This window comes from Streptomyces sp. NPDC057543 (assembly GCF_042801895.1).
Classification (GTDB): domain Bacteria; phylum Actinomycetota; class Actinomycetes; order Streptomycetales; family Streptomycetaceae; genus Streptomyces.
Genome location: NZ_JBHVFF010000046.1, coordinates 1 through 12966, shown reverse-complemented (window position 1 = coordinate 12966; position 12966 = coordinate 1). Strand labels below are relative to the sequence as shown.

The 12966-nt window shown below is 69.2% G+C and carries 11 protein-coding genes and 1 pseudogene; 6 read left to right on the top strand and 6 right to left on the bottom strand.

Annotated elements, in window-relative coordinates; all coding sequences use genetic code 11:
• Positions 1-5 precede the first annotated feature (5 nt).
• The 3 genes from ACFU8Q_RS10920 to ACFU8Q_RS10910 all read left to right on the top strand — a co-directional run bounded on the left by ACFU8Q_RS10920 (position 6) and on the right by ACFU8Q_RS10910 (position 2288).
• A complete protein-coding gene (locus tag ACFU8Q_RS10920; RefSeq protein WP_384451022.1) occupies positions 6-671 on the top strand; it encodes a nitroreductase in 666 nt (221 codons plus the stop codon).
• A 189-nt stretch (positions 672-860) separates the two neighbouring features.
• Positions 861-1109 carry a hypothetical protein gene (locus ACFU8Q_RS10915; protein ID WP_384450955.1) on the top strand — a complete coding sequence of 83 codons (249 nt, stop codon included), beginning with the start codon at positions 861-863 and terminating at the stop codon, positions 1107-1109.
• Between the two features lie 198 nt (positions 1110-1307).
• Positions 1308-2288, top strand: a complete 981-nt coding sequence (locus tag ACFU8Q_RS10910) for a PP2C family protein-serine/threonine phosphatase (protein WP_384450953.1) — start codon at positions 1308-1310, stop codon at positions 2286-2288.
• Between the two features lie 306 nt (positions 2289-2594).
• On the opposite strand, the gene ACFU8Q_RS10905 is transcribed toward ACFU8Q_RS10910, so the two are convergent.
• Both ACFU8Q_RS10905 and ACFU8Q_RS10900 read right to left on the bottom strand, forming a co-directional pair.
• The gene (locus ACFU8Q_RS10905) at positions 2595-4178 is read right to left on the bottom strand and encodes a multicopper oxidase family protein (RefSeq protein ID WP_384450950.1); all 1584 of its coding nucleotides are present in this window, start codon (positions 4176-4178) and stop codon (positions 2595-2597) included.
• Complete coding sequence (locus ACFU8Q_RS10900; RefSeq protein ID WP_384450947.1) at positions 4175-4594, bottom strand: hypothetical protein; 420 nt, start codon at positions 4592-4594, stop codon at positions 4175-4177. Before ACFU8Q_RS10900 ends, ACFU8Q_RS10905 begins: the two co-directional genes overlap by 4 nt.
• A gap of 591 nt (positions 4595-5185) precedes the next feature.
• Between ACFU8Q_RS10900 and ACFU8Q_RS10895 the strand changes: the two are divergent.
• Positions 5186-5328: pseudogene (locus tag ACFU8Q_RS10895) on the top strand (IS5/IS1182 family transposase); the annotation flags it as partial.
• A 415-nt stretch (positions 5329-5743) separates the two neighbouring features.
• On the opposite strand, the gene ACFU8Q_RS10890 reads toward ACFU8Q_RS10895, so the two are convergent.
• The 3 genes from ACFU8Q_RS10890 to ACFU8Q_RS10880 all read right to left on the bottom strand — a co-directional run bounded on the left by ACFU8Q_RS10890 (position 5744) and on the right by ACFU8Q_RS10880 (position 8442).
• A complete protein-coding gene (locus ACFU8Q_RS10890) occupies positions 5744-6742 on the bottom strand; it encodes a class I SAM-dependent methyltransferase (RefSeq protein ID WP_384450944.1) in 999 nt (332 codons plus the stop codon).
• A 13-nt stretch (positions 6743-6755) separates the two neighbouring features.
• Positions 6756-7805, bottom strand: a complete 1050-nt coding sequence (locus ACFU8Q_RS10885) for a type III polyketide synthase (protein WP_384450941.1) — start codon at positions 7803-7805, stop codon at positions 6756-6758.
• Between the two features lie 184 nt (positions 7806-7989).
• Entirely contained in the window at positions 7990-8442 is a 453-nt protein-coding gene (locus ACFU8Q_RS10880; protein WP_384450938.1) for a MarR family winged helix-turn-helix transcriptional regulator, read from the bottom strand.
• Between the two features lie 136 nt (positions 8443-8578).
• On the opposite strand from ACFU8Q_RS10880, the gene ACFU8Q_RS10875 reads away from it, so the two are divergent.
• On the top strand, positions 8579-10012 hold the full coding sequence (locus ACFU8Q_RS10875) for an FAD-binding oxidoreductase (RefSeq protein WP_384450935.1): 1434 nt from the start codon (positions 8579-8581) through the stop codon (positions 10010-10012).
• Between the two features lie 25 nt (positions 10013-10037).
• Here the strand turns inward: ACFU8Q_RS10875 and ACFU8Q_RS10870 are convergent, their stop codons facing one another.
• Positions 10038-11297, bottom strand: a complete 1260-nt coding sequence (locus tag ACFU8Q_RS10870; protein ID WP_384450932.1) for a cytochrome P450 — start codon at positions 11295-11297, stop codon at positions 10038-10040.
• A gap of 256 nt (positions 11298-11553) precedes the next feature.
• Between ACFU8Q_RS10870 and ACFU8Q_RS10865 the strand changes: the two genes are divergently transcribed.
• Positions 11554-12927 (top strand): condensation domain-containing protein, encoded by a 1374-nt coding sequence (locus ACFU8Q_RS10865; protein WP_384450929.1) that lies wholly within the window; start codon positions 11554-11556, stop codon positions 12925-12927.
• Positions 12928-12966: the final 39 nt, after the last annotated feature.

The following is a 12966-nucleotide window of genomic DNA, read 5'->3' as shown; positions in this document are numbered from 1 at the left end:
TGACCTTGGACGTCTATGAGGCGGTCGCGAGCCGACGGGCGGTGCGCGGGTTCACCGACCGACATGTGCCGAGGGAGGTGCTGGAACGTGTGCTGTCCGCCGCGGCTTGGGCGCCGTCCGGGTCAAATCTCCAGCCGTGGCGCACCTACGTGCTGACCGGCCGGCCGCTGGCCGAGCTCAAGAGGCGTGCCGGCGAACGCGTGGCCTCATGCGACCCCTGGGACGAGCGGGAGTATGAGATGTACCCGCCCGCACTTAAGTCCCCGTACCGCGAGCGCCGATCCGCCTTCGGTCATGAGCGCTACAGCGCACTCGGTATTGGGCGCGAGGACTGGGAGGCGCGCCAGCGGGCCGCTTCCGCGAACTGGGACTGTTTCGGCGCGCCCGCCGCCCTGTTCTGCTACATCGACCGCGACCTGGGGCGGCCCCAATGGTCCGACGTCGGCATGTATCTGCAGACCGTCATGCTGCTGCTGCGCGCCGAAGGGCTGCACAGTTGCCCGCAGATGGCGTGGTCGGTGTATCGCAAGACCGTCGCGGAGGTCCTCTCACCCCCGGACGAGCTCATCCTCTTCTGCGGCATGTCGATCGGGTTCGAGGACGTCACGGTGGATTACGCCCGTACGAGCCGGGCGCCACTCGAGGAGATGGTCACGTTCATCGAGGATTAATCAACGGTTCTTATCGCCCATCTCCGGTGCGTTCTGCTAGCTACTGCCCCCGGGCGGGGGGCTGAGCCAGCGGGTGTTCGCCGTACAGTCCTGCTGGCGGCGGCCGTAGATGTCGCCACCGACGAGCGGCCTTTCTCCTGGACAGGCACGGCGATTACCTTCGCCCAGTCCTACCCTGGTGGAATTCTGGTGGGCGGCGCGGTCGCCCCGCTCCTGGTCCCGATCAGGCGCCGGCTTCCCGAACCGCTGCTCCACAGCGTGCTGAGCGTTGCCACCCCCTTCCTGGCCTATCTGCCCGCCGAGCTCCTGCATGTCGCCGAGATCGACTCGGACCGGCCCCTCCCCTTGGACCAGGCCTTGAAGGCTGGACGTACCCGTCTCTTCGACTGGCGCGTGCTGGAGCCGTACTTCCGAAATCGGAAGTCATGGCAGGGCTAGAGCGGACGGACAGATTGAGGCCGCCGCAGGAAGGCTGAGAGAAGACCCGACCCGTGCTCGTCGGCTGGCCGGGGGTGCGCTATCGATGGAGCATAAGGGGGGCGCGATGTCGATCTGGGCCCCCTGCTGGTCGTCGCGCCCGCTCTGACCGCTTCCCTCGCCGGGCCACGGCTCACCGCTCTCGCCGGGGTCCTGGCAGTGGCGGTCCAGGTGCTGATCGCTGTCTTCCTCGGCGGACTGACCACGCCCAACCACGTGGCGCAGATCATCGCGCTGACCGCGCTCTCCGCCTTGGTGTTTTTCATGCGGTGTGTGCGGGAGCGGCGCGACCGGGCGCTGAGCCGGGCACGCTCCGTGGCGGAGACGGCTCAGCGGGTTCTGCTTCGGCCTCCACCACGCCGGATCGGGCCGTTGCAGGTGGCATGGCTCTACATGTCCGCGGAGGACGAGACCGAGATCGGGGGTGATCTGTTTGCGGTCGCCCGCGCCGCGCATGCCGCGACCAGGGTGGTCATCGGCGATGTCCGGGGCCATGGGCTGGCCGCCATCGGTGAGGCCTCGCTGGTGCTGGGGGCATTCCGTGAGGGCGCTCACCGGCATGCCACCCTCCCCGGGCTGGTAACAGCACTCGAAGACAGCGTCTGCCGGAACCTGGAGGACGTGACGGACACCGAGCACGACCCCGGCGAGCACTTCATCACGTGCCTCGTCCTGGAGATCCCCGACGACGGCCTGCCGGCCGCCGAGATGATCAACTGCGGACATCCCCCGCCTCTGCTGGTGCACGATCAGCGGGTCACGGTCCTGCACGCCCGACAGCCCCTGCCTCCGCTGGGCGTGTGCGAACGACCGATCGAGGACGGCCGCATCGACCCCTTCACCTTCGAAGGCGGTGACATGCTCGTCCTCTACACCGACGGTGTCATCGAAGCCCGCTCACCGTCCCGAGCGTTCTACCCGCTCGCCGAACGAGTCGCCTCCTTCCCCACCACCAACCCCGATGCTCTGCTGCACCACATCCACCGCGATCTGCTCGCCCACGCCGGCGGCCACCTCGCCGACGACGCCGCCCTCCTGGTCATCGAACGCACTCCTTCTCACCGGCCGCACCTCACACCCCATCCCATTGGTCACCACCGGCACCACCTCAGTGGATCGCCCCCGCCCCCAGGCCGCTGAACCCAAGAACCGGGCGACCCCCGACGACCTGGTGCAGACGCAGCACGCCTGAACACTGTCTACGACGCGCTCGCCGCCCCCCCCCCGCGACACCACCGCCCCGCGCCGCTGCCCGCTGCTCCTGCCAGGACGGCTGTGGTGGCACCCCTACTGGGAGACCGTCCCCTCGGTGCCGGCGGCGTGCTCCGAGCTGCGGCAGCCGGCCCGTGCCGCGCGGGAAGGGCGGCCGCCGCGTCGGGAGTGTGTTCCTGTGGCCCCGGACATGTTGGACATGTCCGGGGGCGCCTGCCGGTGGCGGGGGTGTTACTACTCGGTGATGAAGTCGCCCATCATGGCCATGTCCTCGTGTTCCAGGTTGTGGCAGTGGATCATGAAGGTGCCGGGGTAGTGCGTGAACCGGGTGACCACCTCGACGGCCTCGGCCGGGCGCAGGTCCACGGTGTCCTTCCAGCCGTGGTCGAACGTCCCGATGGCGCGGTTGTTGCGCGAAAGCACCTGGAAGTGGTCCAGGTGCAGATGGACGGGGTGGTGGAAGTTCGTGGTGAACCGCCAGATCTCCACCTGGCCGAGTTTGGGGCGGGCCAGTGCGCGTCCCGGCTCGTACTCCTTGCCGTTGATCGTCCAGCCCGCGCTGGAGCCGCGGAAGTGGAAGTCGCGGGTGACTGCGGCTCGGCCCGGGTCGAGCCGGGGCACATCGCTCAGCTTCTGCGGCACCCTGGTGTCGTCGCGGGGGGAGCCGGAGCCGATGTTGAAGCGCATGACCTGGGCCGTCGAGCCGTCTCCGAAGCGGTTGAGCAGGCGTACCTCGGTGCCCGGCCGGTAGCGGGAGAAGTCGACCACGACGTCGAAGCGTTCGGCCGGGGCGATCTCCAGCGCGTCGTGGTGGCGGGGCGCGTCCAGCAGTCCGCCGTCGCTGCCGATCTGGACGAAGCCACCGCCGCCCTCGGGCTGCGGGTCCAACTCCAGTTTGTACAGGCGGGCGTTGGAGGCATTGAGGAAGCGCAGCCGGTAGCGCAGCCGCTTTGTCTCGTGCACCGGCCAGGGGGCGCCGTTGACCAGGATGACGTCACCGAGCACGCCATTCATATAGGCGTCCGTGACGCCCGGGGTGTGCAACTCGGAGTCCAGCCAGGGGTATTGGAACGAACCGTCCGTGGCGAACGAGCGGTCCGTGATCATGAGCGGGATGTCCCGGTCGCCGCGGGGCAGCGGCAGCCGCTCCTCCTCGTCGTCGTGCACGAGGTGGAATCCGGCGAGACCCATCCAGACGGCCGCGCCCGTGTAGCTCATGCGGTGGTCGTGGTACCAGAGTGTCGCGGCGCGCTGATCGAAGGGGTACGTGTAGGTGCGCGTTCCCCCGGTGAGGTCCATCGCGCCGTGGCCCATGGCCGGGCCGTGCGGTCCGCCGCTCATGTCCTGGTGGACGCGGTGTGCGTCGTAGGAGCCGTCGGCGGGCAGGATCAGGGAGGTCGGGTAGCCGTCGCTGGCCGCCGGGGTGTGGCCGCCGTGCAGGTGGACCACGGCGGGGCGGTCGAGTTCGTTGCGGTGGCGCACCACGGTGCGGCGTCCCGAGCGCGAGACGATCGTCGGCCCCGGGAAGGTGCCGCCGTACGTCCATGCCGTGGTGCGCAGTCCGGGCAGGATCTCCAACTCTGCGTGCTGCTGGGTGATTTCGTAACTGTCCGTGGTGCCGCTCGTCGACACCGGTTCCAGCACCCGGGGGATCGGCAGGGGCGTGCGGAAGGCGGCCGGCAGTTCGGCCTGGCTGGTGAGCATCTTGCCGGGGCGGCCCTCGCGCACGTAGCGGCTCAGCACCGGCCAGCCGGCCGCGGTCAGGGCGCCGGCGCCGAGCACCGCCCCGCCGGCGCCCAGGAGCGTGCGCCGCCTCACTTGGCCGGCTCCGGCTGTACGGTCTCGTCCGGGGCGGGGACGGCCGGGCTCTTGACGGGCAGCGGGGTGGTCATCACGCGCTGGGACAGCACCGCGACGGCGGAGACGAGGACGACGCCGAGCAGGACGTGGGAGGCGACGCTGCGGCCGAGGCCGAGACCTATCTGGACCACGAGCGCCAGGAGCAGGACGACCGATGCGGGGAGAAGCGATCTGGGCCCTCCGAAGCGGCGTACGAAGAAGGCGGCGACGGCCATCAGGAGGGCGACCACGGCGATGACACGGCCGAGCGTTCCGTGGATCGCCAGCATGTCGAAATGGCCGCCGAGAAAGCCTCCGGCCAAGGCGACCTGGACGAGCATCAGAATCGACTGGAATGCGGCGATGATGCGCAAGGACAGAAGAGATCGGCGCAAGGGCATACCGTTGATCCAACCCGGATGCCCGGCGGCCTGCAACCCGAACCTGGCATTTTGGAAAGACAGTTGAGTGGTCTTCAAGTGTCCTCCGGATTGGTAAAGGCCGAATAGAGCCAGTGGGTGGGTCGAGATCGAGCCACGCGTTCTCGTACGGGCCATGTGGTGTGCGCACCTGTGCGGGACACGTCTCATGGCCCCGGTGGCCACGGCCGCCTTTTGGGGAGGTAATGCGATGACGGTGCTCACCCGTGACGAAATCCCCTGGCTGAGAAGGCTCGTGGCCGCTCCCGGCGGCGGATTGCGGCTGATGCGTTTCCCGTTCGCCGGAGGTTCGGCCGGCTGTTTCCGGCCGCCGGTGATTGCGCCGGGCACCGTATACGGAGACCCTTGCCGTGCAGTGTCCGGGACGTGAAGAGCGGCGTCGCAAGCCCCGTTGGAGAGGGAGGACTTTCCAGCCGGCCGGGGGTTGAGGCCGGTGCCGGGGAGCGGTGAAGCTCCTGGTGGAGGGGGTCACGGCCGAGGTCCGCGCCTTTGCGCGGGAGCTGTGGGTGCTTGTCCACCCTTCGGCGGTGGCGGCGCCGCAGCACGACGCAGGCCAGGATCCGGTGCGTCGTTCGACGGGCGATGGCCACGCTCGAGCGGTGGCGTCTGCTGTGCAAGCTGTGCTGCGGCACCACTCGCATCACCGCGTTCAGGCCGTCCTGACTCTCCATCACACCGCCACGAGTTGAGGGTGGAAGATGCTCGATGGCTTCGCGTCGTGTCGTGCCTTCGCTGACGCGCCGTTCGATGCAGGCGCGGGTGCGGGTGTCCCGGCGTATCCGTGCCGAGGCGGTCGTGCACAGGCTCGAACGCCACGTCGCCCGCGAGCTCTGCCGGACGATCCTCACGCTCCGGCCGGGCGCCCGGAGCCTCGGTCCCTGCCGGCATGTGTGCCCGGACGCATCACGTGGAGTGCGTGACGGCGCGGGTGCCGGCGACGATGCCGGCGGCGAAGGACCGCCTTCAGGAAGCGCCGGCGACCGACGCCGCGAGGCGCGGGAAACCGCGGTGTTGTGACCGGGTTCGCGGTGATCGGGGACGGCGGCGCCTGCGGCGGTGGCGGCGGGTCTGGCAGCGGCCGGGCTGTGGTGCCGTGGTGGCCGGCTAGCGGGCGATGACGAGTGTGGCGGGGGAGGCGGTGGGGTGGAAGGACACCTTCTCGAAGCCGGCTTCGGCCAGCCAGGCGGCGTAGTCGGCGCGGCGCCATGTTCCGCCTTTGTTGCTCTTGAGCAGCATTTCCGAGGCGAAGAGGAGCGGGAAGGAGGGGCCGCTGCGGTCGTCCTCGACGACGTAGTCGCAGACGACGAGGGCGCCACCGGGTTTGAGGGCGTCGCGGAGCTTGGCGAAGACCGCCACGTTGTCCTCGGGTCCTTCCTGGTGGGCGACGTGTGAGTACACGGCCACGTCGTAGGCGGCGGTGTCGAGTTGGGCGGTGTGGAAGTCGCCGTCCAGGCACGTGAACCGGTCGGTCAGGGAGTGCTGCGCGAGCAGCCGGCGGGCGATGGCGTTGATGGGTCCCCAGTCGAGCTGCGTCGCGCGGGCGGCGGGGTTGAGCCGGAGCCAGACGGACGAGAAGATGCCCGACCCGCCGCCCACGTCGAGGATCGAGAGGTCTTCGCGCTCGGCCAGGCCCAGCACGTCGGCGGCGGTTTGTGCGGCGGTGACCGACAGGCCCGCGATGGCGGTGACGACCTTCTCCCAGTGGGGGTTGTCGGCCACCTCCACCATCGGGTCCGCCAGCGGGCCCCCGGCGCGGAACACCTCGAGCCGGCCCGCCAGTTTGTCCATCTCGGCCAGCTTGAGCTGCGCGAAGCCGCTGATGTCGGTGGGCTGCCCCTCGACCAGGTACAGCTCGGCTTCCGGGGTGTTGCGGTAGGTGCCGTCGTGCGTCTGGAGCAGCCCCAGGCCGACGAGCCCGTCGAGGAGGGTCTGCACACCGCGCTCGGCCATGCCGGTTTTCGCGGCCAGTCGGCCGGCGGTGTCCAGCCCGCCGTGGATCAGTGTGAACAGCGAGTGCTCCGTCGCCACACCGAGGAGGCCGGTGGCCCAGTAGCCGCTGGCGATCTCCAGGATGCGGCCGGGGGAAGGCAGGTTGCCCGTCATCTTGTCCTTCTCCTCACAGGGATGCCGGCACGGCCTGCCGGCGAAGGTCCGCGGTGATCGCCGGCGCCTCCACGCGCCAGCTGCCGACGGCCATTTCGGCGGTGATGCCGGGGCCGAAACCTGCGATCACACCGGTGGCGTTCGGGGTCATCGTGTCTTCCTCGAACAGCCTGCGCAGCGCGTCGAGTACGACCGCGCTGGCGATGTTCCCGTATTCCGTGAGCGTCGCCCAGCTGTGCCGGAACATGTGGAGATCGACACCCAGGAACGTGCTCAGATCGGCGAGGATGCGCGGGCCGCCGGCGTGGATGATGTAGAAATCCAGGCCGCTGATGTCCCAGCCATGGCTCATCGCGAGTTCACGCAGCACCGGAGCGAGCGGCTTCATCGTCCCGGGCACCCGGCGGTCCAGCTGGAAGTGGAAGCCGGTGGACCGCACGGCGTAGGAGATCCAGTTCTCGGTGTCCGGGATGATGTACGAGGCATTGCGTTCCAGCGACACCCCGGTGCCGCCGCTCCCGCGCACCACGGCGGCCGCCACCGCGTCGCCGAACAGCCCGTCGGACAACAGCGAGCCGATACCGTCGTCGTCGGGCTGGTAACACAGCGAGCACAGTTCGCAGGAGACGATCAGAACGTTGCTCTGCGGGTAGGCGGTGCAGAAGTCGTGGGCCCGGTTGATCGCGGCGCCGCCGGCGGCACAGCCCAGCTGGGCGATGGGTATCTGCCGGGTGTCGGTGCGGAACCCCATGTTGTTGATCAGCCATGCCGTCATCGACGGCATCAGGAACCCGGTGCAGGACACGAAGATGATCGCGTCGATGTCCCGGGCGGTCAGCCGGGCGTTTGCCAGGGCCTCTTCGATGACCCTCGGGCACCTCTTCTTGGATTCGACCTCGAATATCCGGTTGCGCTCCTCGAGGCCGGGATGGCGGAGCGTCTTCTCGATCGGCTGCACGACGTGCCGTTTTTGCACACCCGTGTTCCTGATCAACCGAAGCGCCAGTGGCAGCTGTGGCTTCCCGTGGTGGGTCTCTTCGGCGAACTTCAGGGTTTCTTCCATGGTGATGACGTATTCCGGCACATCCACCGACGGTTTGCATAGCGTTGGCATATCCGTGGAGTCCACCTTCTGAGGAGTCGGCTCGGAGTTCGACACCTCCATACCCTTGCCCATCGCGCTTGCGATCGGCTTGGCGCGGGCTTGGGCTCCATCGCGTCGGTTGTGAACGGGCTGGCGACGGCCGCTACTCGTCCCGGCGCGCGATGATCTCCTCCAGCATCCGCCGCAGCATGTCGATCCCGTCCCGGCCGAAGTGCCGAGCCCACATCCGCTCCATGTCCCCGAGGATCCGGGCGGCGGCGAGCTGGCCCGCCTGGCCCCGCTCGGTCAGCCGGATGAGCTTGGCCCGGCGATCGCCCGGGTCCGCGGTCCGTTCGACGTAGCCGAACCGCTCGAGCTCGTCGACCACTTCGGCGATGGCCTGCTTGCTGAACCCGGAGCGTTCGGCGAGCACGGTGAGCCGTGAGCCCTCCGGGTCGACGAACCGGAAGACGGAGCCGTGCCGGAACCGGACCCCATCGAACCCCTCCTCGTGCAGCCGCCGGTGGAGCTGCTCGATGGTGAGGTCCTTGGCCTGCGCGAGCAGCGTGGGCAGCGGCACCTGGCGCTCGCCCGGCTTCTCCGGTCGCGTGGTCATCTCGGGCCACCTTTCTGACACAGCCAAGTCGTCAGGGGGCTTGACTAAAAAGTAGTACGGTTGCTTGACTAACTCTAGCGGCATCGGCAACTCGACCGCGAGACACGGCGCGACACCGGTTGTGAAGGGAAGAGTCATGAGCACTTCGGGCGAGGAGAATCGCAAGGCCACCAGCTTCGGCGGCGAGGCCATCGAAGCCTTAGGCAAGCGGGTGATGGGGCCGGTGCTGACTCCGGAGGACGAGCAGTACGACGCGGAGCGCGCAGGGAACCAGACCGCGCGTTCGCATCGGCCCGCGATCCTGGTGGGCGCGGTCGGCCCCGCTGATGTGCAGCAGGCGGTGCAGTTCGCCGTCCGCCACGGGCTTCCGGTGGCGGTGCAGGGCACCGGGCACGCGCTGGCGGCCGTCGCCGCGGAGGGCGGAGTCCTCATCAACACGTCCCGGATGACCGGCGTCCGCGTGAACGCGGAAGCGGGCACCGCGTGGGTGGCGGCCGGGGTGCGCTGGGATCAGGTGATCCACGAGGCGGCGCCGGCCGGGCTGGCACCGCTGGCGGGCTCGGCCCCGGGGGTCGGCGTGGTGTCGTACACCCTCGGCGGCGGCCTCGGACTGCTTTCGCGGCGTTACGGATACGCCGCCGACCACGTGCGCAGCATCGACGTCGTCACGGCGGACGGACGGCTGCGGCAGGTCACGGCGACGTCGGACCCGGACCTCTTCTGGGCGCTCCGCGGCGGCCGGGACAACTTCGGTGTGGTCACCGGAATCGAGATCGACCTCATGCCGGTCCCGACGCTCTATGGCGGTGGCCTGTTCTTCGACTTCGCGTCGGCCCGCGAGGTCCTTGACACGTATGTGCAGTGGTCGGCCGGCATGCCCGATGAGATGACCTCCTCGGTCGCGGTGATCTCCTTCCCCGACGTGCCGGTGCTCCCGCCGCCGCTGCGCGGTCGCCATGTCGTCCACGTCCGCATCGCCTACTCGGCGGACGACCTCAGCGTCGGCAAGGACCTGGTGGCGCCGCTGCGGGCACTCGACCCCTTCAACGACACCGTCCGTGAACTGCCCTACACCGAGGTCGGGACGATCCACAACGACCCGCCCGTGCCGGGCACCTTCGAGTCGGCCACAACTCTGCTGGGCGAGCTCGACGCCGACGCGGTCCGCGCCGTCCTGGACCTGGTCGGACCGCACGCGCCGGTACCGCACGTCGTCGAACTGCGTCACCTCGGCGGCCGGCTCGCCCGCCCGGCCGACGTCGCGAACGCGGTCGGCAACCGCGACGCGCACTACTTGCTGAACGTGGTTTCGCGGCTGGAACGTGCCGACATCACCGACATCCAGCCCGCGCACGAGCGCCTTCTCGAGGCGATCGCACCCTGGAGCACCGGAGGCCGGGCCCTGACCTTCTTGAACGGCGAGCGGGACACCGAGTACGTGCGCTCCGCGTACGACCCCGAGGACTACCAGCGCCTCACCGAGATCAAGGCGGCCTACGACCCGGGGAACATCTTCCGGCTCAATCACAACATCCCGCCGGCCGCCCCCGGGGGAGCCGGGCGAGCCTAGGTCACGTCCCGCCCGGGGAAGGGCTTCAGCGCTTCTCCGGGCCGAGGTGTACGGGCAGGCCCGTGACGGAGTTGGAGAAGATCGACGGCACCGCGGTCAGTTCGGCGGGATCGACGGCGAGCCGGAGTTCGGGGTAGCGGGCGAACAGCGGGGGCAGCGCGGCCATCGCCTCGAACCGGGCCAGGGCAGGTCCGATGCAGACGTGCGGCCCACTGCCGAACGCCATGTGCCGCTTGACCGGCCGCGTGATGTCGAACTGGTCGGCGGTCTCGCCGTACTGTCGCGGGTCACGGTTGACGCCGCTCCAGGGAGCGAGGATGGCGTCCCCCTTGGGGATGGTGACGCCGGCCACCGTGATGTCCTCGGTCGGAAACCGGGCCGGGAAGTTTCCCACCGGGGAGTCCCAGCGCAGGGTCTCCTCGATGACCTCGCTCCAGACAGCGGTGTCGCCGTCGCGGACCATCGCCAACTGGTCCGGGTGGCTCAGCAGGGCGCGCGTGGCGTTGACGATCAGACTGATCGAGGTCTCGTGACCGGCGCCGATGAGCGTCCACAGCGTGTCTTCGAGTTCTTCGTCGGTGTACTCGGCATCGGCCTCGTCGTCGACGGGGGCGATCAGCGCGCTGGTCAGGTCGTCCGCCGGCTCGGCGCGACGCATGGCGAAGAGGCGCTGGAACAGTTCGTGCCGTTCCTGCTGCGTGGCGAGGAACTGCTCGGCGGTCGTGTCGGCGCGTATGACGGTGTCGATGAGCGCGCGGAACCGCGACCACCACGCCTCGGGCACGCCTATGAGTTCGCATATCACCTGCATGGGGAACGGGTAGGCGTAGTGCCGCCGCAGGTCGACCGTGCCGTCCGGCGCGGCCTGGTGGGGCAGGTCGTCCAGCATCGTGGCCACGATCTGGTCGATGCGCGGTCCCATGCGCTCGACCCGGGCCCGGGTGAAGGCGCGGGTCAACGGGCGGCGCAGCCGCCGGTGCTCCGCGCCGTCGCGGGCCATCATGTTGTTCAGCCGGATCATGCCGAGCAGCGGCCAGTCGTCGGGGATCTCGCCACGGCGCAGGGCCTCCCAGTTGCGCCAGTCCCGCCCCACCCGCGGGTCGGCGGTGAGCTCGGCGAGCAGCGCGTAGTCGGTGACCACCCACATGCGGACGCCACCAGGAAGCACGGCGCGGACGACCGGGCCGAGGTCACGCATCCGGGCCGCCTCACCATGACGGTCGGTGCCCAACGGGTCGATGGGAAAGAGCGGGAGAGAGATCTGACTGAGCGTCGTGTCGGTCACGGTGACGTTCCTCCTGGCTGACTCGGGTCCGGATCCTGGCTGACTCGACGCCGGATCGAGACTGACTTGAGCGCGGAACGAAAATGCCACCAGAGTTCACTTGGGAATGACTAACCACTGACCACAATGCGCAGGTCAATCGCCCGTATGACATGGGTCACCGGCTACTCGATCGATATTCAATGACGCGTTGCTAGCCTCCTGCGACTATCCGATCCGGCATCGGACGTGCGAAGAGTGATGGGGAGTGTCTGCCATGAATGCATCGAGTGCCCTGACGGAAAATGACGCCGGTGGGCGCGTCACCACGTCGCGCGAGTTGAGCCCGGGTGAACGCTGGTACTGGATCATCGATCAGCTCTCCACGCTCAACGTCTGCGCCCGTGTCCGTATCGAGGGCGAGCTCTCGGCCCAGGTACTGCGCACCGCACTCGGCGCGCTGCAGGACCGGCATCCGCAGTTGCGGACGGCCATAGCGGACACGTCGCCGGAACGGTCGGGTGGCGGGCCGCGGTTCGTGCCGACGGACCTGCCGATTCCGCTGCGCGAGGTGCACCTGACCGGCTCCGAGGACTCGCGATGGGCGAGTGAAGTGGACGGCCACGAGCTGACGGATCCCCTTGACTGGAGGTCCGGCCCGCTGGCCCGCGCCGTCTTCATCAGCGGGCCGGAGCAGATCCACGACCTCATCCTCACCGTCCCGCACTGCATCGCGGACGGGACGACCGCACTCTCCCTGCTGCGCCAGTGGGTACGGCTCGCCGCCGCGCCGCCGGCGCCCGGCCGGACCGCCGTCGCGCGCGGCCCCGTTCCGGAGCCGTTCGAAGCCCTCTTCCCGGAACGCTTTCGCGTGGCGTCCCACGCGCTGTCCGACGAGCAGGCGGCCGACGGGGCAGACACCGCGGCGGCCACGGACGACGTGGGCCGGCTGGAGCCGGAGCGATTCGTGCCCTTCGACCAGCGGCGGACGCGGATGCTGCACCGGTCCCTTGGAAGCGACGTGCTGGAAGGGCTCACGCTCGCGTGCAAGCGGGAAGGGGCCACCTTGCACGGTGTGCTGGCCGCGGCGATGGCCTGTGCGGTGGCCCGCGACGCCGGAGCCGCGCCACCCGCACACTTCGCGGTCGGCTCCCCGGTCGCTCTCCGGGACGAGCTTCGCCGTGCGGTGTCCGAGGACGAGGTCGGCTGCTTCGTGTCGGCGTTGCACTCAGTGGTGCGCTATCAGCCCGACGACCTCTGGTCGATGGCTCGGTTCATCAAGGACGACATCACCGCGCGCAAGAAGCTCGGCGAACAGTATGAGGTGTTCAGCCTGCTCGCCGCCCAGGGGCCGGCCGGCGTCGCCGACTGCGAGCCCTTCGTCCGGCACTTCGAGGAACACGGGCCCTTCAACTTCTTCGTGTCCAACATCGGGCGATTCGAATTTCCCGCTGAACTCGGCGCCTGGCGGCTCTCCGGGGCGCAGTTCGTGGGCGGGATCTCGGTGGTCGGCTACTTCGGATCCTCGGTGACCACCAGCCAGGGTCAACTCTCGTGGAATTTCACCTATATCGATGGGGCCGTGTCCCGGGAGCGTGCCGAGCGCCTCGTCGACGACAGCGTCAGGATGGTGATGGCGGCGGGGGAGTAGCACGAGAACGAGCCGGCCGCGGCCACATCGGGGATGAAC